At 74.6% G+C, this 23,161-nt stretch carries 21 protein-coding genes; 13 read left to right on the top strand and 8 right to left on the bottom strand.

What is annotated here, in order from left to right:
* Positions 1-158 precede the first annotated feature (158 nt).
* Positions 159-1,892 carry an ABC transporter ATP-binding protein gene (locus ACN20G_RS18435; protein WP_424213893.1) on the top strand — a complete coding sequence of 578 codons (1,734 nt, stop codon included), beginning with the start codon at positions 159-161 and terminating at the stop codon, positions 1,890-1,892.
* A complete protein-coding gene (locus tag ACN20G_RS18430) occupies positions 1,889-3,811 on the top strand; it encodes an ABC transporter ATP-binding protein (RefSeq protein ID WP_424213892.1) in 1,923 nt (640 codons plus the stop codon). The genes ACN20G_RS18435 and ACN20G_RS18430 overlap by 4 nt, the downstream gene beginning before the upstream one ends.
* Positions 3,812-3,905: 94 nt before the next feature.
* Here ACN20G_RS18430 and ACN20G_RS18425 read toward each other — a convergent pair whose 3' ends face one another.
* A complete protein-coding gene (locus ACN20G_RS18425; protein ID WP_424215565.1) occupies positions 3,906-5,036 on the bottom strand; it encodes an RNA polymerase sigma factor in 1,131 nt (376 codons plus the stop codon).
* Positions 5,037-5,314: 278 nt separating this feature from the next.
* On the opposite strand from ACN20G_RS18425, the gene ACN20G_RS18420 reads away from it, so the two are divergent.
* Entirely contained in the window at positions 5,315-6,211 is an 897-nt protein-coding gene (locus ACN20G_RS18420; RefSeq protein WP_424213891.1) for a nucleotidyl transferase AbiEii/AbiGii toxin family protein, read from the top strand.
* 56 nt (positions 6,212-6,267) lie between these two features.
* On the opposite strand, the gene ACN20G_RS18415 is transcribed toward ACN20G_RS18420, so the two are convergent.
* Together ACN20G_RS18415 and ACN20G_RS18410 are read right to left on the bottom strand one after the other, a co-directional pair.
* Entirely contained in the window at positions 6,268-7,038 is a 771-nt protein-coding gene (locus ACN20G_RS18415; RefSeq protein ID WP_424213890.1) for a glucose 1-dehydrogenase, read from the bottom strand.
* Positions 7,039-7,142: 104 nt separating this feature from the next.
* The gene (locus ACN20G_RS18410) at positions 7,143-7,826 is read right to left on the bottom strand and encodes a SanA/YdcF family protein (RefSeq protein ID WP_424213889.1); all 684 of its coding nucleotides are present in this window, start codon (positions 7,824-7,826) and stop codon (positions 7,143-7,145) included.
* A 169-nt stretch (positions 7,827-7,995) separates the two neighbouring features.
* Between ACN20G_RS18410 and ACN20G_RS18405 the strand changes: the two genes are divergently transcribed.
* The 10 genes from ACN20G_RS18405 (at position 7,996) to ACN20G_RS18360 (ending at position 19,416) form a co-directional block, all read left to right on the top strand.
* Complete coding sequence (locus tag ACN20G_RS18405) at positions 7,996-8,166, top strand: hypothetical protein (protein WP_424213888.1); 171 nt, start codon at positions 7,996-7,998, stop codon at positions 8,164-8,166.
* Between the two features lie 116 nt (positions 8,167-8,282).
* Positions 8,283-9,815, top strand: a complete 1,533-nt coding sequence (locus ACN20G_RS18400) for a serine/threonine-protein kinase (RefSeq protein ID WP_424213887.1) — start codon at positions 8,283-8,285, stop codon at positions 9,813-9,815.
* 60 nt (positions 9,816-9,875) lie between these two features.
* On the top strand, positions 9,876-11,213 hold the full coding sequence (locus tag ACN20G_RS18395; protein ID WP_424213886.1) for a deoxyguanosinetriphosphate triphosphohydrolase: 1,338 nt from the start codon (positions 9,876-9,878) through the stop codon (positions 11,211-11,213).
* 93 nt (positions 11,214-11,306) lie between these two features.
* The gene (locus ACN20G_RS18390) at positions 11,307-12,584 is read left to right on the top strand and encodes an NAD(P)/FAD-dependent oxidoreductase (RefSeq protein ID WP_424213885.1); all 1,278 of its coding nucleotides are present in this window, start codon (positions 11,307-11,309) and stop codon (positions 12,582-12,584) included.
* A gap of 90 nt (positions 12,585-12,674) precedes the next feature.
* Complete coding sequence (gene dnaG, locus ACN20G_RS18385) at positions 12,675-14,642, top strand: DNA primase (RefSeq protein ID WP_424213884.1); 1,968 nt, start codon at positions 12,675-12,677, stop codon at positions 14,640-14,642.
* 212 nt (positions 14,643-14,854) lie between these two features.
* Positions 14,855-15,676: a hypothetical protein gene (locus ACN20G_RS18380; RefSeq protein ID WP_424213883.1), complete on the top strand. Its 822-nt coding sequence runs from the start codon at positions 14,855-14,857 to the stop codon at positions 15,674-15,676.
* Positions 15,673-17,013 (top strand): ATP-binding protein, encoded by a 1,341-nt coding sequence (locus ACN20G_RS18375; protein ID WP_424213882.1) that lies wholly within the window; start codon positions 15,673-15,675, stop codon positions 17,011-17,013. Before ACN20G_RS18380 ends, ACN20G_RS18375 begins: the two co-directional genes overlap by 4 nt.
* Before the next feature lie 195 nt (positions 17,014-17,208).
* Positions 17,209-17,739 carry a hypothetical protein gene (locus ACN20G_RS18370; RefSeq protein ID WP_424213881.1) on the top strand — a complete coding sequence of 177 codons (531 nt, stop codon included), beginning with the start codon at positions 17,209-17,211 and terminating at the stop codon, positions 17,737-17,739.
* Positions 17,740-17,887: 148 nt separating this feature from the next.
* Positions 17,888-18,547 carry a class F sortase gene (locus ACN20G_RS18365; RefSeq protein WP_424213880.1) on the top strand — a complete coding sequence of 220 codons (660 nt, stop codon included), beginning with the start codon at positions 17,888-17,890 and terminating at the stop codon, positions 18,545-18,547.
* A gap of 98 nt (positions 18,548-18,645) precedes the next feature.
* Positions 18,646-19,416: a beta-glucanase gene (locus tag ACN20G_RS18360; RefSeq protein ID WP_424213879.1), complete on the top strand. Its 771-nt coding sequence runs from the start codon at positions 18,646-18,648 to the stop codon at positions 19,414-19,416.
* Positions 19,417-19,437: 21 nt separating this feature from the next.
* Here ACN20G_RS18360 and ACN20G_RS18355 read toward each other — a convergent pair whose 3' ends face one another.
* The 5 genes from ACN20G_RS18355 to ACN20G_RS18335 form a co-directional block, all read right to left on the bottom strand.
* Entirely contained in the window at positions 19,438-20,214 is a 777-nt protein-coding gene (locus ACN20G_RS18355) for a sulfite exporter TauE/SafE family protein (RefSeq protein WP_424213878.1), read from the bottom strand.
* A gap of 36 nt (positions 20,215-20,250) precedes the next feature.
* On the bottom strand, positions 20,251-20,532 hold the full coding sequence (locus ACN20G_RS18350) for a hypothetical protein (protein ID WP_424213877.1): 282 nt from the start codon (positions 20,530-20,532) through the stop codon (positions 20,251-20,253).
* A 66-nt stretch (positions 20,533-20,598) separates the two neighbouring features.
* Positions 20,599-21,963 carry a ferredoxin reductase family protein gene (locus ACN20G_RS18345; protein ID WP_424213876.1) on the bottom strand — a complete coding sequence of 455 codons (1,365 nt, stop codon included), beginning with the start codon at positions 21,961-21,963 and terminating at the stop codon, positions 20,599-20,601.
* A gap of 111 nt (positions 21,964-22,074) precedes the next feature.
* Positions 22,075-22,494 carry a VOC family protein gene (locus tag ACN20G_RS18340; protein ID WP_424213875.1) on the bottom strand — a complete coding sequence of 140 codons (420 nt, stop codon included), beginning with the start codon at positions 22,492-22,494 and terminating at the stop codon, positions 22,075-22,077.
* Positions 22,495-22,625: 131 nt separating this feature from the next.
* Complete coding sequence (locus ACN20G_RS18335) at positions 22,626-23,105, bottom strand: group III truncated hemoglobin (protein ID WP_424213874.1); 480 nt, start codon at positions 23,103-23,105, stop codon at positions 22,626-22,628.
* Between the last annotated feature and the right edge of the window lie 56 nt (positions 23,106-23,161).

Genomic DNA, 23,161 nt, shown 5'->3' with positions numbered 1-23,161 from the left:
GGCGCGGGCCGTGGGGGCGCGGCCGGCCGAGGGGCGCGCGGCGTGCGGCGCGTCGCCCATTTGGACCCGGCTTTGCCAAAACCGGTGGGGGCCGGCCACGCGGCCGGCCGAAGATGGAGTGAATCCGTCGATCCGATCATGTCCACCGGAGCCTGCGCGTGCTCATACGACTGTTGCGGACCCATCTCGGGCCCTATCGCAAACCCATCGCCCTGTTGGTGCTGCTCCAGCTCCTCCAGACCAGTGCGAGCCTCTATCTGCCGACCCTGAACGCCGACATCATCGACAACGGTGTCGTCAACGGGGACACCGGCTACATCCTGACCTTCGGCGCCCTGATGCTGGGGGTCTCGCTGGTCCAGCTCGTGTGCAACATCGGCGCCGTGTACTTCGGCGCGCGGACGGCCGCGGCCCTCGGGCGGGACGTCCGGGCGGCCGTCTTCGACCGGGTGCAGGGCTTCTCCGCCCGCGAGCTGGGGCACTTCGGCGCGCCCTCGCTGATCACCCGGACCACCAATGACGTGCAGCAGGTCCAGATGCTGGTCCTGATGACGTTCACCCTGATGGTGTCCGCGCCGATCATGTGCGTGGGCGGCATCGCGATGGCGCTGTCCCTGGACGTGAAGCTGTCCGGGGTGCTGCTGGCGGTGGTGCCGGTGCTCGGCGTCGCGGTCGGTGCCATCGTGTGGCGGACCCGGCCGTTGTTCCGGTTGATGCAGACGCGGCTGGACACGGTCAACCGGGTGCTGCGCGAGCAGATCACCGGCAACCGGGTGATCCGGGCCTTCGTGCGCGACGAGTACGAGAGCGGCCGGTTCCGGCGGGCCAACACGGAGCTGACCGAGGTGTCCCTGGCCTCGGGCAAGCTGCTGGCGCTGATGTTCCCGACGGTGATCCTCACGGTGAACCTGTCGAGCGTGGCGGTGATCTGGTTCGGTGCGCACCGCATCGACTCGGGCGGCATGGAGATCGGGCAGCTGACGGCCTTCCTGGCCTATCTGATGCAGATCGTGATGTCCGTGATGATGGCCACCTTCATGTTCATGATGGTGCCGCGCGCGGAGGTGTGCGCGGAGCGGATCCAGGAGGTGCTGGACACCGAGTCCTCGGTGGCGCCGCCGGCGGATCCGGTGCGCAAGCTGCTGCGCAAGGGCGAGCTGGAGCTGCGCGGGGCCGATTTCCGGTACCCGGGGGCCGAGGTTCCGGTGCTCCGCGGGGTGGACCTGATGGCCCGGCCGGGGCAGACCACGGCGGTGATCGGGTCCACGGGCGCGGGCAAGTCCACGCTGCTGGGGCTCGTGCCCCGGTTGTTCGACGTGACCGGCGGCGAGGTGCTGGTGGACGGCGAGGACGTGCGCCGGCTGGATCCGGCGCTGTTGGCGCGGACGGTGGGGATGGTGCCGCAGAAGCCGTACCTGTTCTCGGGGACGGTGGCCACGAACCTGCGGTACGGCCGGCCGGACGCGAGCGACGAGGAGTTGTGGCACGCGCTGGAGGTGGCGCAGGCCAAGGAGTTCGTGTCCGCGTTGGAGGGCGGCCTGAACGCGCCGATCGCCCAGGGCGGCACGAACGTCTCGGGCGGTCAGCGCCAGCGGCTCGCGATCGCGCGGACCCTGGTGCAGCGGCCGGAGATCTACCTGTTCGACGACTCGTTCTCGGCCCTGGACTACGCGACGGACGCGGCCCTGCGCGCGGCCTTGTCGCGGGAGACGCAGGACGCGACGGTGGTGATCGTGGCCCAGCGGGTCTCGACCATTCGCGACGCGGACCGCATCGTGGTCCTGGACGAGGGTCGGGTGGTCGGCGTGGGCCTGCACCACGAGCTGATGGCCGAGAACGAGACCTACCGGGAGATCGTGCTCTCCCAGCTGACCGAGGCGGAGGCGGCGTGAGCGGGCCCGGCGGACGGATGATGATGGGGCCGGCCCAGCGGTCCATGGACTTCAAGAACTCGGGCAAGCGGCTGCTGCGGCTGATCGTGGCGGACCGGGCCCGGGTGTGGGGCATGGTCGCGGCCGTGGTCGGCAGCGTGGCGCTCAGCGTGGTCGGCCCGAAGATCCTGGGTCGGGCCACGGACCTGGTCTTCGCGGGGATCGTGGGCCGGCGGATGCCGGCGGGGATCAGCAAGGAGCAGGCGCTGGAGGGGCTGCGGGCCAAGGGGCAGGGCGGCATGGCCGACATGCTCTCGGGCACCGCGTTCACCCCGGGCCAGGGGATCGACTTCGGCGCGGTGGGCATGGTGTGTCTGCTGGCGCTGACGGTGTTCGTGGGCGCGGGCCTGCTGATGCTGGTGGCGACCCGGCTGTCGAACCACGTGATGAACGGGACCGTGTTCCGGCTGCGCGAGGAGTTGCAGGCGAAGCTGTCGCGGCTGCCGCTGTCGTACTACGACCGGCAGAAGCGCGGCGAGGTGCTGAGCCGGGCCACCAACGACATCGACAACATAGGGCAGACCCTCCAGCAGACGATGGGGCAGTTGCTGAACTCGCTGCTGACCATCGTGGGCGTGCTGGCGATGATGTTCTGGATCTCGTGGGTGCTGGCGCTGGTGGCGCTGGTGACGGTGCCGCTGTCGGTGGTGATCGCGGCGCGGATCGGCAAGAGGTCGCAGCCGCAGTTCGTGGCGCAGTGGAAGAGCACCGGGGCGCTGAACGGGCACATCGAGGAGATGTACTCGGGGCACACCCTGGTGAAGGTCTTCGGTCGGCAGAAGGAGTCGGCGGAGCTGTTCGCGGAGCAGAACGAGGCGCTGTACCGGGCCTCGTTCAAGGCGCAGTTCGTCAGCGGTCTGATGCAGCCGGTGATGTTCTTCGTGTCGAACGTGAACTACGTGCTGGTGGCGGTGGTCGGCGGGCTGAAGGTGGCCTCGGGCACGCTGTCGATCGGTGACGTGCAGGCGTTCATACAGTATTCGCGGCAGTTCTCGATGCCGCTGACGCAGGTGGCCTCGATGGCGAACCTGGTGCAGTCCGGGGTGGCCTCGGCGGAGCGGGTGTACGAGCTGCTCGACGCCGAGGAGCAGGAGCCGAACCCGGAGGTGCCGGAGCGTCCCGAGGAGCTGCGCGGGCGGGTCACGCTGGAGAAGGTCGCGTTCCGCTACGAGCGGGACAAGCCGCTGATCGAGGACCTGTCGCTGACGGTGGAGCCGGGGCACACGGTGGCGATCGTGGGCCCGACCGGGGCGGGCAAGACCACCCTGGTCAACCTGCTGATGCGGTTCTACGAGGTGACCGGCGGGCGGATCGCGCTGGACGGCGTGGACGTGGCGAAGATGACCCGCGAGGAGCTGCGCGGCTCGATCGGGATGGTGCTCCAGGACACCTGGCTGTTCGGGGGCACGATCGCGGAGAACATCGCCTACGGGGCCTCGCGCGAGGTGACCCGGGAGGAGATCGAGGAGGCGGCGCGGGCCGCGCACGCCGACCGGTTCGTGCGGACCCTGCCGGAGGGCTACGACACGGTGCTGGACGACGAGGGCAGCGGGGTCAGCGCGGGCGAGAAGCAGCTGATCACGATCGCCCGGGCCTTCCTGTCGGACCCGACGATCCTGGTGCTGGACGAGGCGACGAGTTCGGTGGACACCCGGACCGAGGTGCTGATCCAGAAGGCGATGGCGCGGCTGGCGGCCGGGCGGACCTCGTTCGTGATCGCGCACCGGCTCTCCACGATCCGGGACGCGGACGTGATCCTGGTGATGGAGAACGGCGCGATCGTGGAGCAGGGTACGCACGGGGAGCTGCTGGCGGCGGGCGGCGCGTACGCCCGGCTGTACGCGGCGCAGTTCGCGCAGGCCGTGGCCGAGGTCGACTGACGCGGCGGCCGGCGCCGGACGACGGCACGACGGCACGACGGACGGGGCGTCCCCTGGGGGGGCGCCCCGTTCGGCGTGCGGTGGTGCGTCCGGCTCAGTCGAGGTAGCCGCGGAGCTGGTCGGCGAAGGCGTGGTCGCGGAGCTTGTTGAGGGTCTTGGACTCGATCTGGCGGATCCGTTCGCGGGTCACGCCGAAGATCCGGCCGATCTCCTCCAGGGTGCGCGGCCGGCCGTCCATCAGCCCGTAGCGGAGCTGGACCACCTTGCGTTCGCGTTCGCCGAGCGTGGAGAGGACCGCTTCGAGGTGTTCGCGGAGCAGGAAGAAGGCGGCGGACTCGACGGGCGAGGCGGCGTCGCCGTCCTCGATGAGGTCGCCGAGGGCCACGTCGTCCTCCTCGCCCACGGGGGCGTGCAGGGAGACGGGTTCCTGGGCCAGGCGGAGGACCTCGCCGACACGTTCGGGGGTGAGGTCGAGGGTGGCGGCGACCTCTTCGGGGGTGGGTTCGTAGCCGCGTTCCTGGAGCATCCGGCGCTGGACCCGGACCACCCGGTTGATGAGTTCGACCACGTGCACGGGGACCCGGATGGTGCGGGCCTGGTCGGCGAGGGCGCGGGACATGGCCTGGCGGATCCACCACGTGGCGTAGGTGGAGAACTTGTAGCCGCGGGCGTAGTCGAATTTCTCGACGGCGCGGATCAGGCCCAGATTGCCCTCCTGCACCAGGTCGAGCATGGTCAGGCCGCGTCCGACGTAGCGTTTGGCGACGGAGACCACGAGCCGCAGGTTGGCCTCGATGAGGCGGCGTTTGGCGAGCCGACCCAGGACGACGAGGGCGTCGAGGTCGCCGGCGAGGCGGGTGTCGAGGTCGGGGGCGGAGGCGAGTTTCTCCTCGGCGAACAGGCCGGCCTCGACGCGCCGGGCCAGTTCGACCTCTTCCGCCGCGGTGAGCAGCGGTATGCGGCCTATCTCGCGCAGGTACTGGCGGAACAGGTCGGCGGAGGGGCCGCTCGCGGTGCCCTCGCCGGCGCGGCGCGGGACGGGTACGCGGGGCGCGTCCTCGGCGCCCTCGTCCGGCTCGTCGGGCTCGCCGTCGGCCGCGGCCTCGGCCCCGGTCCCGGGGTCGTCCTCGACCTCGGCCTCGCCCTCGGGGTCGTGAGGGGCGCGGGTCACCGCGTGGTCGGTGGTCACGGTCGGGATCCGGGTCTGCACGGGGGCGACCTCCAGGGCTGGAGAGGGCGTGAGGCACCGGGACTCAGTGTGGGGTACGACACACGGCCGAAACGAGGGGCGTGCGCGCACTTTCTGGTCCGCTGCGTGACCGCATGGTTACCCAACGCCCGCGTGCCCGAAGCGGCTCGCACGTACGTCCGACGAGGTGGGGCCGGGTGCCGGGTCCGGTCACGGGTCGGGCGTGATTTCGTGGCGTTCGACCACGCGGCGGGCCCGGACGGGGGATCGTTTGTGCTGACGGCGACGGCGCCGGCGGCCGCGGGGAGGACCACATGAGCGAGACGTACGAGGCAGCGGGCGGCCCCGAGGCGGGGCGGGCGCCGTCGGGTGACGGCTTCGAGGTGCCCCGGGGTCGGGGGCTCGCGCCCGGCGGGCGGTGGGCGGCCGGGGCGACGGAGCCGGAGCGCTCCCCGGCCTGGCTGACGGCCCGGCGGGCGGCGATGGACGGGGTGTTGGACGCGGTGGCCGGCTCGGAGTGGGCGGGGTCGCTGGTGCTGCGCGGCAGTGCGCTGATGGCCCGGTGGTTCGGGGAGCGGGCCCGGCATCCGGGGGACCTGGACTTCATCGTGCGGGTCGGGCCGCACGCGGTGGACGCGCCGGAGACCGAGCGGATGCTGGCGGGGCTGGCGGCGGCGGCCGAGGGCCGGGCGGGGCTGACGGCCGCGGGGGTGGCGCACGACGAGATCTGGACCTACGACCGGGTGCCGGGGCGGCGGATGACGGTGCCGTGGCGGGTGCCGGGGCTGCCGGGCGGGCGGGTGCAGTTGGACTTCGCGTTCGGGGAGGAGTTGGCCTGTCCGCCGGAGCCGGTGCGGGCGCCGGGCGGGGCGGGGGTGCTGTGGGCGGCTCCGCCCTCGCTGTCGCTGGCGTGGAAGGTGCTGTGGCTGACCAACGACTCCTGCCCGCAGGGCAAGGACCTGTACGACGCGGTGCTCCTGGCGGAGCGGTTCCGGGTGGACTGGGCCCTGCTGTCACGGGTGTTGGCGGCCGGGGAGGAGACCCGGCGGCTGCGGCGGGAGGAGGTGCTGCCGTGGCTGGAGGCCCAGTTGGCGGGCTACCTGGACTGGGAGAACTTCGAGGCGGAGTACCCGGGGCCGGCGGCGGCGTGCCCGGAGCAGGAGTGTCGGCGGCGGTTGGCGGCGGCGCTGGGGGCGATGCTCGCGGGCTGAGGGCGCGGGCGCGCGGTGCCCGGCCGGCCGCGTACGGCGGGCCGGGCACGGCGGGCTCAGTGGCCGGTGAGGTGGGCGAGGGTCGGGCCGGCGGTCCAGCCGCCGTCCACGGCGATCTCGGCGCCGGTGGTGTAGCTCGCGGCGTCGGACAGCAGGAACGCGACGGCGGCGGCGACCTCCTCGGGCAGGCCGACGCGGCCCATCGGGACGCCCGGGTAGCCGCCCTCGCCGGCCTGGATGCCGACCGGGGCGGTCATGGGGGTGAGGACCATGCCGGGGTGGACGGAGTTCATCCGGATCCGGGCCTCGGCGAGTTCGACGGCGCCGATCTTCGACAGGCCGCGCACGCCCCACTTGGAGGCGCCGTAGCCGGCGGTCAGGGCGAGGCCGGTGAGGCCGGCGGCGGAGGAGATGTTGACGATGGAGCCGCCGCCGTTGGCGCGCAGCAGCGGGATCGCGGTCTTGACGCCGATGAACACGCCGACCAGGTTGATCTCGAGGACCTTGCGGAACCAGTCGACGCTCTCGTGCTCCAGGGTCTGCCCGGTGGCGACGCCCGCGTTGTTGACGAGTCCGTCGAGGCGGCCGAACTCGGCGACGGCGAAGTCGAGGGCCTCGCGCCAGTCCTCCTCGCTGGTCACGTCGTGGCGGCGGAAGCGGGCGTTCTCGCCGAGCTTGGCGGCGGTCTCGGCGCCCTCGTCGGCGAGCACGTCGGTGATGACGACCCTGCCCCCGCCGGCGACGATCGCCTCGGCCATGGCGGCGCCCATGCCCCGGGCCCCGCCGGTCACGACGACCACCTTGTCGGTCAGATCCACTGCGATCACGGTGCACACCTCATGCGTCTCGACGTCCCGGGCCGTACGGGTCCGGACAAGAACGGAACCCTTCAATCCGCCATATGCCTATTCGGCATATGTGCGCGACCTCGTCAGTCTGCCAGAGCCCCCAGCGCCCGCGACACCCCCTCCTCCCTCGGCCCCAGGAACCGGGGATCGGGCCGGAAGGTCGCGTCCAGGGCCGCCTTCCCGGCCGCCGCGATCTCCCGCACCTCGCCCCAGTACCAGGTCGCGTCGTGCACGTCGCTCACCCCGACCCCCTGCGCCTCGATCCCGGCCGCCCCGCACAGGGCCACCGCCCGCCGGACGTGGAAGCCCTGGCTGATCAGCACCGCCCGATCCACCCCGAAGATCCGCCGGGCCCGGGAGCAGCTGTCCCAGGTGTCGAAGCCCGCGTAATCGCTCACGATCCGCTCCGCCGGCACCCCGCGCGCGGTCAGGTAGCGGTGCATCGCGGAGGGCTCGTCGTACGAGGCCCGCCCGTTGTCCCCCGTCACCAGCACCACCCTCACCCGCCCGGCGCGGTACAGCTCGGCCGCCGCGTCCAGCCGACGGGCCAGGTACGGGGTGGGCCGGTCGCCGAGCAGCCCCGCGCCGAAGACCACCGCCACCGGCGCCGGGTCCACGTCCGCCACCGTGCGCAGCCGGTCCCCCGCGACCGTGTGCGTCCACGCCGAGGGCGCCAGCCCCAGCACGCACACCACCATCACCGCCCACACCGCCCACCGCGCCCGCCGCCGACGCCGCCCCGTCGCTCCCGTCCCGCCCCCGCCCATGTGCCGCCCTCGTCGCTCGCCGTACCGCGTCCCCCGAACAGGTGGATCATGGGAAACGACGCGGGCGACACCGCCGCCGGTTGCGCGGGCCCGGACCCGTCCCCCGGAGATGGCCCGCCCGTCACCCGCCCGCAACAGGCCGGCAACCGGACCGCGCGAGGATCGCCCCATGACGGAGCAGGCAGCGCACCCTCCCGCGGCACCCCCGCTTCCGGACACCTCCCTCTTCGAGGGCGCGGCCGAGATCCTGGCCCGCGTCACCCGCCAACTCGACGTCCAGCTCCGCGCTTTGCGCCCGCCCGACCCCCGCGAACCCGAGCCCGCGCCGCCCGCCCCCTGACCCCGCTCCGCCCGACGGTTTCGGCGGGCGGGCGGTACACCGGCCGCCGGGGTCCGTAGGCTTCCTCCCCGGGGCCGGTCGCACCCGACCGGACGGGCAGGCGAGGGGAGCGCTCGGTGCACGGGACGTTGCTGGACGGTCGGTACCGCCTGGACCGGCGGCTGGGGGCCGGGGGCATGGGGGAGGTCTGGCGGGCCACCGACACCCGGCTCGGCCGCGAGGTCGCCGTCAAGACCATCTCCACGCAGGTCGCCGAGGACCCGCGGCTGGAGGCCCGGTTCCGCAAGGAGGCCCGGACCGCCGCCGGGCTCGCCCACCCGCACATCGTGACCGTCCACGACCACGGGGAGGGCACCGTCGGGGGCCGCCGGACCCTGTACCTCGTGATGGAGCTGGTCCGGGGGCGGTCGCTGGCCGCGGTCCTGGCCAAGGGGCCGCAGAGCGTGCCGGACGTGGTCGACTGGGCGGTGCGGATCTGCCAGGCGCTGGCCGCCGCGCACGCCGCCGGCGTCGTGCACCGCGACGTGAAACCCGCGAACATCATGGTCCACGGGCCCGGCGAGACCGAGGTCAAGATCTGCGACTTCGGCATCGCCCGGCTGGCCGAGGAGACCGGCACGGGGCTCACCGCCACCGGCATGGGCATCGGCACCCCCGCGTACATGTCCCCCGAGCAGGTCCGGGGCGAGCGCGGCATCGACGGGCGCAGCGACCTGTACTCCCTGGGCTGCGTGCTCTACGAACTGCTGGCCGGGACTCCCCCGTTCACCGGTGCGGCGTGGTCGGTGGTGCACCAGCACGTCAACACCGCGCCCCGGCCGCTGCGCGAACTGCGCCCGGAACTGCCCCGCGAACTGTCGGCGCTGGTCATGGAGCTGCTCGCGAAGGAACCGGCGCGTCGGCCGGCCGACGCGGCGGCCACCGCCGAACGGCTGCGCCGCGTCCTCGCCCCGGGGACCGCCGAGCGCCCCGCCCCGACCCGTCCGACCAACCCGCACGACGGCTCCGCGCCGGCCCGCCCCGAACCCCGCCCCGAACCCCGGCCCGCCCCCGCGGCGGACCCGGCCCGGCCCCGGGACCCCGCGCCCGCCGGTCCGCTGGCCCCGGGCGCGGGCGGGGTCGTCGCGTGGGGCGCGCTGCTCGGCGCGGGCGGGGTGTTCGCGCAGTCCACGCTGGTGGCGGGGTGGTCGGCCGTCGGGGCCGGGCTGGCGGCCGCGCTCGCCTTCGGGCTGGTGTCGCTGACCGCCCGGGAGGACGCGCCCCGGTTCCGGCCGCCCGCGAAGGCGCCGGAGGGGCCCACGGTCGGGATGATGTTCGCCGTCACCCTGGCGACCGCCGTGTTCCTCGGGTTCTGGCCGCCGGCACCGTGGTGGACGGTGCCGATCACGGCCGTGGGGCTGCTGTTCGTGCTCGTGGTCCTCGCCATTCCGGTCGCCTCGCTCGGCCGGGTCGCCGGGCGCGGCACCTGGCAGGGGGAGCTGGCCATGCAGATCGGCGCGCTCAACGCCGCGCTGCTCGCCGGGCTGCTCGCGTGGAACGGGACCGGGGTCTGGATCGCCCTCGGCTGGGCCGCCGGGCTCTGGATCGCCGCGACCTTCGTCACCGGCCTGCTGCTGCCCCGGGTCCGGGCCGTCGCGGGGGGCTCGTGAATCGGGGGGCCGGCGCACGGGACGTCCGGTTCGGGGCGGGTTCCGGTTACCGTCGTGGGCATGGCAGGCAGCGCACACGGCACAGGTGACATCGCGGGCCACGATCCGCGCCCCCCGTACGACCCCTCGGACACCGAGCGGTGGGCCGCCGAGCCCGACAAACGGCCCGGGCGGACCGCGTTCCAACGGGACCGGGCGCGGGTGCTGCACTCGGCGGCGCTGCGCCGGCTGGCCGGCAAGACCCAGGTGGTCACGCCCGGCAGCCGGTCCTGGGAGTGGGACGCGAGCCCGCGGACCCGGTTGACGCACTCGCTGGAGTGCGCGCAGATCGGCCGTGAGCTCGGCGCCGCGCTGGGCTGTGACCCGGACCTCGTGGAGACGGCGTGCCTGGCGCACGACATGGGGCACCCGCCGTTCGGGCACAACGGCGAGGAGGTCCTGGACGAGTTCGCCTCGGACTGCGGCGGGTTCGAGGGCAACGCCCAGTCGCTGCGGCTGCTGACGCGGCTGGAGCCGAAGCGGTTCGTGCCCGATCCGGAGACCGGGGAGCCGCAGGCCGTGGGCCTGAACCTGACCCGGGCGGCGCTGGACGCGGCCACGAAGTACCCGTGGCCGCGCGGCGGACACCCCACCGACCCGGGGTCGGTGAAGTTCGGCGCGTACGAGGACGACCTGCCGGTGTTCGCGTGGCTGCGGGCCGGGGCGCCGGGGGACCGCAAGTGCTTCGAGGCGCAGGTGATGGACTGGGCCGACGACGTGGCCTACTCGGTGCACGACGTGGAGGACGCGCTGCACGCCGGGCACCTGGACCCGAACCTGCTGCTCGCCGACCCCGAGCGGCGGGCCGTCGCCGAGGTCGCGATCGGCCGGTACGTGCCGGCCGACACCGATCCGGCCGAGCTGGACGCGGCCCTGGACCGGCTGCTGGAGGCCCCGTGGTGGCCGCACGGCTACGACGGTTCGGCCATCGCGCAGGCCCGGTTGAAGGACGCCACCTCCCAGCTCGTGGGCCGGTTCTGCCTGGCCGCCGAGGCCGCGACCCGCGCCGCGTACGGGACCGGGCGGCTGACCCGGTACGCGGCCGAGCTGGTGGTGCCGCGCGCGACCCGACACGAGTGCGCGGTGCTCAAGGCGGTCGCCGACCTGTACACGATGCAGCGCGCGGAGCAGGGCCGGGTGCGCGCCGATCAGCGCGTGGTTCTGGCCGAATTGGCCGAGGCCCTGCTGGCCCGCGCGCCGGAGGGACTGGATCCGCAGTTCCGGGCCGTGTTCGACGCGGCCGGGGACGACCGGGCGCGCAAACGGGCCGTGGTCGACCAGATCGCGTGCCTGACCGACTCTTCCGCGCGCTCCCTGCACGCGCGGCTCACGCGTCGCGCGCGACGCGCCGGAAGCTGAGGTGATCGGGCCGGCCCCTCTTCACGCGGCAGGCTCGGTGCGGGACGCTCGCATGTGCTCACATGCGACCCACAGGTCATGAGGAGGCATCAGGTGGTCGACGCAGACCGGACGTTCGTGATCGTCGGCGGTGGTCTGGCCGGCGCGAAAGCCGCGCAGACGCTGCGGGAGGAGGGCTTCACCGGCCGGGTGATCCTGGTCTGCGACGAACGGGACCATCCCTACGAGCGCCCGCCGTTGTCGAAGGCGTACCTGGCGGGCACCGCGGAACGCTCCAGCGTCTTCGTCCACGAACCGGGCTGGTACGCGCACAGCGACGTGGAACTGCACCTCGGGCAGCCCGCCGTGCACCTGGACCGGGAGGCGCACACGATCCGGCTGGGCGACGGGGCGCTGCTGCGCTACGACAAGCTGCTGCTGGCCACCGGCGCCGAGCCGCGCCGGCTGGAGATCCCGGGCACCGGCCTGGCCGGGGTGCACCACCTGCGCCGGCTCGCGCACGCGGAGCGGCTGCGCGGGGTGCTGCGCACCCTGGGCCGCGACAACGGGCACCTGGTGATCGCGGGCGGCGGCTGGATCGGTCTAGAGGTCGCGGCGGCGGCCCGCGCGCACGGGGCGGAGGTCACCGTCGTCGAACCCGACCCGACCCCGCTGCACGGGGTGCTCGGCCCCGAGCTGGGCCGGCTGTTCACGGACCTGCACGCCGAGCACGGGGTCCGCTTCCACTTCGGATCCCGGCCGACGGAGATCCTCGGCCAGGACGGCATGGTGCTGGCGGTGCGCACGGAGGACGGCGAGGAGCACCCGGCGCACGCGGTGCTCGCCGCGATCGGGGCGGTACCGCGGACGGCGCTGGCCGAGAGCGCGGGCCTGGCGCTGGTGGACCGGGAGCACGGGGGCGGGATCGCGGTGGACGCGAGCCTGCGCACCTCCGACCCGGACGTGTTCGCCGCCGGCGACGTGGCCGCCGCGCACCACCCCGTGCTGGGCACCCGGCTGCGGGTGGAGCACTGGGCGAACGCGTTGAACGGCGGGCCGGCGGCGGCCCGCGCGATGCTGGGCCGGAAGGTGTCCTACGACCGGGTGCCGTACTTCTTCTCGGACCAGTACGACGTGGGCCTGGAGTACTCCGGCTACGCCCCGCCCGGGTCCTACGACCAGGTGGTGATCCGCGGGGACGCGGCGAAGCGGGAGTTCGTGGCGTTCTGGCTGTCGGAGGGCAGGGTGCTGGCCGGGATGAACGTCAACGTGTGGGACGTCACGGAGCCGATCCAGGCGCTGATCCGCTCGGCGGCCCCGGTGGACCAGGCCGCGCTGGCCGATCCGGGCGTGGACCTGGCCTCTCTGGTGCCGGACGCGGCCCGGGACTGAGCCCTTCGCGCGGGCGGCTCCCCCGGGTCCTCGACGGTTCACCCGCGAGGGCCCGGGGGATTCGTATGACGGGCGCCGTAGAATTCATGCGTGGCTGGGCGGATCAACGACGACGACGTGAAGGCGGTGCGGGACGCGGTCCCGATCGACGCCGTGGTGGGTGACTACCTCCAGTTGCGCAACGCTGGGGGCGGGAACCTCAAAGGGCTGTGCCCGTTCCACGACGAGAAGTCGCCGTCGTTCCAGGTCAGCCCGGCCAAGGGGCTCTACCACTGCTTCGGCTGCCAGGCCGGTGGGGACACCCTCGACTTCGTGATGAAGATCGACCACCTGTCGTTCTCGGAGGCGGTGGAGCGGCTCGCGGGTCAGGCCGGCATCACCCTGCGCTACGAGCAGGGCGGCTACACGGCGGGCACCAGCGGGCGCGGCGAGCGGATCCGGCTGGTCGAGGCGCACAAGGCGGCCGAGCTGTTCTACATCGAGCGGCTGGAGAGCCCGGAGGCGGAGATCGCCCGCCGGTTCCTCGCCGAGCGCGGTTTCGACCAGGAGGCGGCGGCGCACTTCCGGGTGGGCTACAGCCCGGCCGGCTGGGACCACCTGACCCGTTTCCTGCGCGGCAAGGGCTTCACCGACCGGGAGCTGATCAGCTCGGGGCTGGCCCAGGAGAGCCGGGGCGGCAAGCCCATCGACCGGTTCCGGGGCCGGTTGATGTGGCCGATCAAGGACATCTCGGGCGAGGTGGTGGGCTTCGGCGCGCGCAAGCTCCGCGAGGACGACAACGGGCCGAAGTACCTGAACACCCCCGAGACCCCGATCTACAAGAAGTCGCAGGTCCTGTACGGGATCGACCTGGCCAAGCGGGAGATCGCGAAGACCTCGCAGGCGGTGGTCGTCGAGGGGTACACCGACGTGATGGCCTGCCACCAGGCCGGGGTGACCACCGCGATCGCGACCTGTGGCACCGCGTTCGGCGGGGAGCACATCAAGATCCTGCGGCGTCTGCTGATGGACAACGCGACCGCCGAGGTGATCTTCACCTTCGACGGGGACGCGGCCGGGCAGAAGGCCGCGCTGCGGGCCTTCGAGGACGACCAGAAGTTCGCGGCCGAGACCTCCATCGCGATCACCCCGGGCGGCATGGACCCGTGCGAGCTGCGGCTCGCGGACGGGGACGAGGCGGTGGTCAAGCTGGTCTCCAGCCGCACCCCGCTGTTCGAGTTCGCGCTGCGGCACATCGTGTCCCGGCACAACCTGGAGAACCCGGCGGGCCGGGCGGCGGCGCTGGACGAGGCGGCGCCGGTGGTCGCCAACATCAAGAACATCGCGATCCAGCACGAGTCGGCGGTGCAGCTGGCCGGGATGCTCGGGGTGCTCGACGAGCAGTTCGTGGTCAAGCGGGTCGCGCAGGTGGCGCGCTGGGCCCGGGAGCGCGGCGGCCGGCCGCAGCAGCCCGGGCGCGGCGGTCCGGAGCGGCCCGGCGGCCCGCGTCGGGGTCCCGGCGAGGGGCCGGGGCAGGGCGGCGGCCCCGAGGAGCGGGCGGGCGGCGGCGCGGCCGGCGGCGGTCCGGGGTTCTCGGGTCCGGCGTTGAACCTGCGCAGTCCGGCGCACCGCACGGAGCGGGAGTTGTTGAAGCTGGCCCTGCAACGGCCGGAGCTGGTCTCGCCGACCTTCGACGCGTACGGGGTGGACGAGTTCACGGCGCCGCCGTACGCGGCGGTGCGGCAGGCGATCGCGGAGGCGGGCGGCGCGGCGGCGGGCGGCGAGTCGCTGGTGGCCCGGGTGCGGGACGCGGCGCCCGACGACACGGTGCGGGCGATGGTGACGGAGCTGGCCGTGGAGCCGCTGCACAAGCGGACGGTGGACGAGGTGTACGCCGGCGTGCACCTGGTGCAGGTGCGGCTGCGGGCGGTGGACCGGCGGATGGAGGAGGTCCAGGGCGCGCTGCGGCGGCTGGCCGGGCAGGGCGATCCGGTGCGGGCGGCGGCCGTGGAGGAGGAGCTGTGGGTGCTCCAGCAGTACCGGCAGCGGTTGATGGCCCAGGGCGCCGCCGCGCTGTGAGCCGGCCCCGCCCCGGGCGCGGTCGGAGGTCCGGGCCCGCACCCCGGGGCCGAGGTCCGGGCCCGAGGTCCCGGCCCGAGGTCCCGGTTCGGGGCCGGCGGCGGGGATGTGGGCCTCGCTGTTACACAACCGCCCGAAGGTCGTGACCCGCGTCGGTTACGGTCGGCTCCTCCCCCTCCCCTCTCCTCCCGCGAGTCGATTCCCTTTCTGTCATGCGCCCTGTGCTCCGCCGTGCCCGCCGCTGCCTCGTGGCCGCCGGTTGTCTGCTCGCCGCCGGTCTGCTCGGCACGGGCGTGGTGACCGGGTGTTCGCGGCCGGGCGGCCTGGCGGCCGGCGAGAAGGTGGACCCGGTGTCCCCGCAGCCGCACCCGTCCTCGTTGTGGCCGCGCTGGACGGAGGAGGGGCCGGACGCGCCGGGCGCCGAGGTGGGCACCCGGCAGCCGCCGCCCCGCCCGCTCAAGGACGGGCCGACGGTCCCCTCGACGGGGCTGCGCGGGGTGGATCCGGACGACGTGGTGATCGCGGACTGGCAGTTGCGCCGGTACGGGTTCCCGCCCAAGAACCCCAAGGCCCCCAAGGAGCCCGGCAAGGGCAAGGGGGCGACGGCCGGGGAGAAGCCGGCGCGACCGGTGTGGATCACCAGGCCGGGGCTGCCGGGGCTGCGTCCGCCGGTCTACGCGGACCTGACGGGTGACGGGCGGCAGGAGCTGTTGTTGGCGGCCGACACCGAGACCGGGCGGTCGGCGCTGAGCGTGTACACGGAGATCGACCACAAGGTGGTGCCGATCCTGTTCTTCCTCGGGCGGCGCATGGAGGTCGAGGCGATGGGAGAGGACCTGTTGATCCGGACCGAGGCGGACGCGGGGGCGGAGCAGGTCGTGCGCTACCGCTGGGACGGCGAGCGGATGACGGCGGTCCGGGACGACAAGCGCTACGCGACGGAGCTGCCGGCGCCGACGGATCCCCTCGACCCGGCCCCGGAGGCCCTCTCCGTGCCCGACGCGTCGGACGTGCCCGACGGGGAGGAGTGGTGAGCGGCTGTCGGTGGGCCGGGACACTGCGCCGTGCGCGGCTGGCCTCGCGGGCCCTGGGGCTGCGGACGAAGATCGCGGTGCTGTTGGCGGTGGGCTGTTCGCTGGTCGCCGTGACCATCGGGTTGTTGATCCACGAGGCGCGGGGCGAGCAGGTCGCGCGCTCGGCCCGTTCCGGCGCGCTGGACCAGTTGACGCGGGTGCGGCAGGTGTACGAGCTGACGGGTCGGCTGGACCCGGAGAAGGTCGGGGAGACCGATGCCCGGCTCGACGCGCCGGAGCTGCCGAAGTCCCTGCGGAACGCGGCCCTGGCCGGGTACCGGACCACCTTCCTGGATCTGACGGGCCCGAGTCCGGCGGTGTGGGCGGCGCGTCCGGTGGGCTCGGACCGGGTGCTCTCGGTGCGCCGGCCCCTGAACGCGGAGGCCCGTGAACTGGCCGATCTGGACCGGCAGTTGGTGGCCTACGGCGCCGTGGTGGTGGCCTTGGCGGCGATCGGCGGGGCGCTGCTGGCGAACCGCTTGAGCCGGGAGCTGCGGACGGCCGCCGAGATCGCGCGACGGATCAGCGCGGGTGACCTCGACGCGCGGATCGGGTCCCGGACGGAGCCGGCGGAGGCCGAGGGCGGGGACGAGGACGCGGCCGGTCCGGCGCGGGCCCGGGACGAGGTGGCCGAGCTGTCGGCGGCCGTGGACTCGATGGCGGGCACCCTCCAGCGTCGGATCCAGGCCGAGCAGCGGTTCACGGCGGACGTGGCGCACGAGTTGCGGACCCCGTTGACGGGTCTGCAGACGGCGGCCGAGCTGTTGCCCGCGGGCCGCCCCACGGAGTTGGTGCGGGACCGGGTGGCGGCGCTGCGGACGTTGACGGAGGACCTGTTGGAGGTGGCGCGGCTGGACTCGGACCGGGAGGAGCCGGTGCTCGCCGAGCACCGGATCGGGCCCCTGGTCACGGCGGCCGTGGCCCGGTCGGGGGTCGAGGCGGAGGTGCTCGGCGGGGCGGAGGACTCGGCGGTGGTCACCGACGTCCGCCGCTTCGACCGGATCCTGGCGAACCTGCTGGCCAACGCGGTCCGGCACGGGGGCGCGCCGATCACGGTGTCGGTCTCGGGGCGGCGGGTCTCGGTCCTGGACGCGGGTCCGGGTTTCCCCGCCGACCTGCTGGAGCACGGCCCGCGCCGGTTCTGGACGGGCACGGCGGCGCGGGGCCAGGGCACGGGCCTGGGGCTGACGATAGCGCTGGGGCAGGCGCAGGTCATCGGGGCGCGGGTGACGTTCGCGAACTCGGTGGCCGGCGGGGCCCTGGCGGAGGTGCTGCTGCCGACGCCGGCGGAGCGCTGAGGGGGCCGCTCACCCGGACGAGGGGATCGGGGCCACACCCCCCGTTCGGCCTGCCGCACCCCCTCTGAGCTGCTGTTTTCCGGGGCGGCCCGAGGGGCGGGCGGGGGTGGGCGGGCCGGGTTCGGGGGGCGGGGTCGGCGGGGTCGGTGTTGGCTCGGGTCAACGGCCCGCCCGCGCCCGTCCCCTGGAGTCCTCATGCGCCGCCGCACCGCCCACCTCGTCACCGCCTGCGCGTTGGCCTCCGCCGCGTTCGCCGTCCCGGTCGCCGGGGCGATGGCGGCGCCGGGGGATTTCGCGCGCCTGGAGGTGTGGCCGTCGACGGCCACGGCGGGCACGACGGTGACGGTGAACACCAGCGCGTGCGGGAAGAAGGGCGGCGGCGCGGACGGGGACGCGACCGCCGTGGGCGGGGGCCGGTTCCGGTTGACCGCGGGCACCCACAAGGAGGTCCTGGTCGGACAGTTCCGGGTGGGGCACGAGGCCCGGCCGGGTACCCACGCGATCGGCGTGACCTGCGCGGACGGCAAGTACGCGACCGGGGACCTGGTCGTCACCTCGCACGGCCCCCAGGGGCACGTGCGCACCGGGGTCGGAGGGGCCGCCGCCATGGGCGCCGCCTCTCCGGGTCCGGCCCGAGTCGCGGCGGGGGCGGTCACGTTGACCGCGGCCGTCGTGGGCGGTACCTGGCTGCTGCGTCGCCGGGCGAGCGGCGTGCGGCAGCCCTGATCGGGCGCCCCCGCGACCCGTGACGGTCGCGGTCCGACCGGTACCGTCCCGGCGTCGCCCGGCCCGCGAGGTCCCCCCGTTCGCGGACCGGGCGACGCCCGAATCCCTCGTTCCCTCCCCCTCGGCGCGTGCGGAAGGGAGACCGCCGATGTCCTCTCGTCCCGAGCCCGCGGACCCCGGCGCCGCGCACCTGCTGCGGACCCGGCTGGGGGTGCTGGCCGCGCTGGCCTGCGTCGGGGTGTGGCTGCTCGCGCCCTCCTCCGACGGGGTGCCGGCCGGGCCGCCGTTGCCGGCCGCCGCCGAACGCGCCCCGGCCGGGCCGGGGGTGTGGAGCGACACGGTCGCCCCGCTGCCGGGGGCGGTGCCCACGCGGGTGCGGATCCCGTCCGTGGGCGTGGACACCCCGTTGATCGGGCTCGGGTTGGCGCCGGACGGGCGGGTGGACAGTCCCCCGCCGGGCCGCACCTCGCCCGCGGGCTGGTACCGGGACGGCACGCCGCCGGGGTCCGCGGGCACGGCGGTGGTGGCCGGGCACGTGGACCACGCGAGCGGGCCGGCGGTCTTCCACCGGCTGGGCGCGGTGCGGCGCGGGGCCTCGGTGGAGGTGCGGCGGCGGGACGGGCGGACGGCGGTGTTCACGGTGCACGCGGTGGAGTTCTTCGACGCGCGGTCCTTCCCGGACGCCCGGGTGTACGGGCCCTCGGAGCGGGCCGAGCTGCGGGTGATCACGTGCGGCGGCAGTTTCGCGCCGGGGGTGGGCTACCAGGGCAACGTGGTGGTGTTCGCCCATTTGACGGGCACGTACTGAGGGCCGCGTGCGGGCGTTCGCGCGCCGGGGCGCGCCCGCCGGGGCCCGGAGCCCCCGCGCGCCGGCGTCGGCGGCCGACGGGCGGGAAGGGGTGCGGTGTGCTCACGGAGATCATCGCCGCGTACCGCCGATCCCGGCTCGGCCCCCTCGTCCTCGACGCCGACTTCGCCTCCGCCGACCAGTGGGTCGCGGGGAGATCGTGGGCGTATCCGAACGGGGGCCCGGTCAATCCGGGGGACGACAAACTGGACCATCTGACGGCCGATCCGGAGTTCTCGCGCGGCGGGGTGTTCCGGGCCCGCCGCCGTTCGGACGGGAACTGGGACACCGGGCTGTTGACCACGGAGGGCAGCTCCGACGCCTTCGAGCTGCGGGCGGAGGACGTGCTGACGGCGCGGGTGCGGCTGCCCCGGGAACGGGGGGCGTGGCCCGCGATCTGGACCTGGCGGGACGGCGGCCGGGAGGTGGACGTCTTCGAGTACCACCCGGACAACCCGGACACCCTGGAGCTGTCCAACCACGTGCGCTCGGGCGGTGGTTCGCGGTATCTGCGGACGGCGGGGGTGGGCCCGGGCGCGGTGGTGGACCTGGAGGTGCGGTTCGGGGCCCGGTCGGTGGTGTGGTGGGTCAACGGCCGCCGGGTGTTCGCGGACCGGGCGGGGGTGGGCAGGGACTGGCACGCGTACCTGATCGTGAACCTGTCGGTGTCGGCGGGCCGTTGGCATCCGGTGCCGGAGCCGGGGGTCTCGGAGATCTCGTGGGAGGTGGAGTCGTTGACGGTGCGCCGGGGCGGGCCGGGCGGCTGGTGGACGCGCGGCCCGGTGGGCCGCCTGCTGCCCGCCCCGCGCCGCGCGCCGGACGGGGGTTGACGGGGCGGGGCGTGACCGGGCTCAGGCCCACTGGTCGAGGCCGAGTTTGACCACGAGGGCGCAGACCACGGTCAGCAGCACCCCGCGCACGAAGCCCGTGCCCTGTTTGACGGCCGTCCGGGCCCCGATCATGCCGCCGGCGAGGTTGAAGACGGCCAGGACGGCGGCGAGTTGCCACAGCACCCGGCCCTGTGCGGAGAAGACCGCGAGGGCGCCGAGGTTGGTGCCCACGTTGACGATCTTCGCGGTGGCGGAGGCGGTCAGCAGGTCGAGGTGGAGCAGGGCGGTGAGGGCCAGGACGAGGAAGGTGCCGGTGCCGGGCCCGATCAGGCCGTCGTAGAAGCCGATGCCGAGACCGGCGAGGCCGATCGCGGTCAGCACCCGGGCCCGGGTCACCGGCCCGCCCGCCCCGACCGCGCCGAAGCCGGGTCGGAAGACCACGAACCCGGCGACCAGCACGAGCACGGCCATGATCAGCGGGCGCAGGGCGTCCTTGTCGATGCCGGCGGCGAGGAGGGCGCCGCCGGCCGCGCCGAGCATCGCCGCCCCGCCGATCCGGGTGGCGTGCCGGACGTTGACGGGTGCCTTGCGGGCGAAGGAGACGGCGGCTCCGGTGGTCCCGACGATCGCGACGGCCTTGTTCGTGCCGAGGACGGTCGCGGGATGGGCCTGCGGCAGGCCGGTGAGGAGGGCGGGCAACAGCAGCAGGCCGCCGCCGCCCACGACGGCGTCGATCCAACCGGCCGCGGCGGCGGCCGCACAGAGCACGATGAGCGTGGTCAGGGATATCTCGGGCACTCCCCGACCCTACGAACGAGATCGCCGATCGGAGGGTCAGAGTCCGGAAACTTGCGCGAGGTTTGAGCTTCGGCCCGTCGGGACCCGGTCCGGGGCGGCCGGCGCGGCCGGGTCCACGAGGGCGGTGAGGGCGGTGGCCGCGCAGATCCCGGCCGCGCCCAGGCCCAGGACCAGCCGGCCGGCGGCGGGCACCGCCGCCCAGGCGGCGCGGGCGGTGCGGACCCGGGGCCGGCGGTGCCGGGCCCGGGGCTCGTCGGGGCCCGGTTCGGCGGGGTCGAGGGCGGGGACGTCGACGGTGACGTGCAGGGGATGGCGCACGGGCGGGGACCTCACGGGAGGGGGTCGGACGGGGGCGGCGGGCGGCGGCGCGGCGTGGCGCGGTGGTCAGAAGGTGAAGCACTCCGAGTGCACCCGGCCGGCCGGCACCCCGGCGCGGGCCAGGGCCCGTTCGGCCGCCTCGGTCATCCCGGGCGGTCCGCACAGGTACACGTCGTGGTCGGCGAGGTCGGGCACGAGGGCCCGCAGCGCCTCGGGGGCCAGCGGGTCCCAGGCCGCGCCGGAGGAGCCGAGCAGGTAGTGCAGGGCGGCGCCGCGCCGGGCCGCGATCTCCTCCAGCTCGCCGCGCAGCACGAGTTCGTCCTCGGACCGGGCCCGGTAGAGCAGGGTGAGGTCGCCGGGCCCGCCCGGCAGGGTCTCGAACAGGGCCCGCATGGGGGTGATGCCGACCCCGCCCGCGAGCAGCAGCACCTTGGGGCGGGTGCGGCGGGCGGCGGTGAGCGCGCCGAAGGGGCCGGTGGCCACGACCCGGGTGCCGGGGCGCAGCCGGCGGATCCGGCGGCTGTGTCCGCCGACGGCCTTGACGGTGATGCGCAGGCCGGCGGGGCCGACGGGCGCGGACAGGGAGAAGGGCAGGGCGGTGCCCCACAGCCGCCGGGTCAGGAACCGCCAGCGCAGGAACTGGCCGGGTTCGGCGCGCAGTTCGGCGAGGTGTTCGCCGGTCATCAGCACCGAGACCACGCCGGGGCCCTCGGCCCGGACCTCGGTGACCCGCAGGACGTGCCGCAGGGCCTGCCGGACGGGGACCACGGCCCGGTACCAGACCAGCAGCGCGGCGACGACGGTGTGCGCGAGGGCCCAGAACCACACCACGGGCCCGAGGTCGGGCCCCGCGAGCTGGTGCACGAACCCGAGGGCGGCGGCGAGGTACACCAGCAGGTGGATCCGGCGCCAGGTCTCGTGCGGCAGCCGGCGCCGGGCGGCGCGGGCGGAGCTCACCCCGACCGCCAGCAGGAGCAGGCCGGCCAGGGCCGCGGCGGCCAGGGCCGGGTAGCCGAGCAGCCCGCGCAGGGCGGAGAGCACGTCGAGTCGTTCGTGGACGGCGTATCCGCACAGGGCGAGGAGGCCGTGGGCGAGGCAGAGGGTGAGCACGTGCCGGCCGCCGAGGGCGTGCATCCGGGCCAACCTGTCGGCCCCCACCCCGTGCTCCACGGCCGGGACCCGGGCCATCAGGAAGAGCATGACGAGGATCCCGTAGCCCCCGAGCAGCCCGGTCAGGTGGGCGCCGGTGGCGAAGAGCGCGTCGAGCCGGGCCGAGGGCCGCACCTGCACGGCCCACAGGGCCGTCACGAGGACGCCGCCGCCGAGGATCGCGGCCCGCAGCCGGTCCCCGGGGTCCGCGCCCCACCCCGTGTCCACCCGGCCGCCGCCCCGTCTCGCCCGGCCGCCCAGGCCGCCCACCCCATCGCGCATGGGATCACCGTAGGGGCGGGCCGAGGCGGGTCGGGGGCTCTTAAGGCCGCCTTGAGGAAGCCTTCAGGGCCCGTTGAGCAACCCCGCCGACCTGCTGTTTCGCGTACGGTCTCAGCCCTGGACCATGGCCGGGTCCATCCACATGATCTCCCAGGTCTGCCCGTCGAGGTCCTCGAAGGCCCGGCCGTACATCTGGCCGTAGTCCTGGGCCGGGCGGGGTTCGGTGGCGCCGGCGGCGAGGGCGGTGTCCACCGTCGCGTCCACGGCCTCGCGGCTCGGGGAGCTGAGGCAGAGCAGGGCGGCGGCGGTGCGGGTGGTGTCGGCGATCTCCTTGGTGGTGAAGTCCTTGAAGCGCCCGTGGGTGAGGAACATCGCGACGATGGTGTCGGTGATCGGCATCGAGGCGCAGTTCTCGTCGCTGAACTGGGCGTTGAAGGAGTAGCCGAGCTTGCCCCAGAAGGTCTTGGTGGCCTCCAGGTCCTTCACGGGCAGGTTGACGAAGATCATGGTGGGGGTGGCGTCGGCGGTCATGCGGGGCTCCTCGGTGCGCGGCGGCCGGCCGTGTGTCGGTCGCTTCGAGGGGTAGACGACGCGTCCCGGCGGAACTCATCGGTCCCGCCGGATTTTTCCCGGATCTTTTTTCGGTGAGGCGAAACCGCAGGTCAGGCGGCTGCGGAGCGCAGACCCAGGGCGGACAGCGGCACGAAGCCGGGGCCCTCGCCGCGCAGCAGTTCGGGGTCGGCGCCCGCGAGCCGCTTGTGCAGGGTGAGCGCGATCCGTTCGCCGGTGTCCTTGGCGCGTTCGGCGTTCGGTCCGGCGTGCAGGCCGTCGATCGCGGCCCGCCACAGCTGCACCCAGCGTCCGAAGTCCTCGGCCGTCATGGGGCGGCTGAGGTGGAGGGCGGCGTGCGGGGCGAAGGCGTTGCGGTGGTACTCGGCGGTGCGGAACAGGGCCCGCTCCCAGAAGTCGGTGATGCGCGGCATGTGGGTGTCGAGGCTGGTGCCGGCGATCTCGGTGAAGAAGGGGCCGATCAGCGGGTCGGCGAAGGCGGCCGTGTAGAAGCGGCGCAGCAGGAGGTCGAGGTCGGCGCGGTCGCGGATGTCACGGGCGGCGGGGGCGGGGGCGGCGGTCACTCGGTCCATCACTCCACCATCCTCCCGCGCGCGGGGAGCACCCAGGGCAGAAAGTCCCGAATCGG

The sequence above is a fragment of the Streptomyces dryopteridis genome (assembly GCF_049606955.1).
Lineage (GTDB): Bacteria > Actinomycetota > Actinomycetes > Streptomycetales > Streptomycetaceae > Streptomyces.
The sequence above is the reverse complement of the archived record's forward strand: the minus strand, read 5'-3'. Positions and strand labels throughout refer to the sequence as shown.

Bases quoted from the DNA above. Each gene is read 5' to 3' on its own strand.
- ACN20G_RS18420 (WP_424213891.1), top strand. From the start codon at position 5,315: ATGAGCGAGACGTACGAGGCAGCGGGCGGCCCCGAGGCGGGGCGGGCG.
- ACN20G_RS18410 (WP_424213889.1), bottom strand. From the start codon at position 7,826: ATGGGCGGGGGCGGGACGGGAGCGACGGGGCGGCGTCGGCGGCGGGCG.
- ACN20G_RS18405 (WP_424213888.1), top strand. From the start codon at position 7,996: ATGACGGAGCAGGCAGCGCACCCTCCCGCGGCACCCCCGCTTCCGGAC.
- ACN20G_RS18395 (WP_424213886.1), top strand. From the start codon at position 9,876: ATGGCAGGCAGCGCACACGGCACAGGTGACATCGCGGGCCACGATCCG.
- ACN20G_RS18380 (WP_424213883.1), top strand. From the start codon at position 14,855: ATGCGCCCTGTGCTCCGCCGTGCCCGCCGCTGCCTCGTGGCCGCCGGT.
- ACN20G_RS18370 (WP_424213881.1), top strand. From the start codon at position 17,209: ATGCGCCGCCGCACCGCCCACCTCGTCACCGCCTGCGCGTTGGCCTCC.
- ACN20G_RS18365 (WP_424213880.1), top strand. From the start codon at position 17,888: ATGTCCTCTCGTCCCGAGCCCGCGGACCCCGGCGCCGCGCACCTGCTG.
- ACN20G_RS18345 (WP_424213876.1), bottom strand. From the start codon at position 21,963: ATGCGCGATGGGGTGGGCGGCCTGGGCGGCCGGGCGAGACGGGGCGGC.
- ACN20G_RS18340 (WP_424213875.1), bottom strand. From the start codon at position 22,494: ATGACCGCCGACGCCACCCCCACCATGATCTTCGTCAACCTGCCCGTG.
- ACN20G_RS18335 (WP_424213874.1), bottom strand. From the start codon at position 23,105: ATGGACCGAGTGACCGCCGCCCCCGCCCCCGCCGCCCGTGACATCCGC.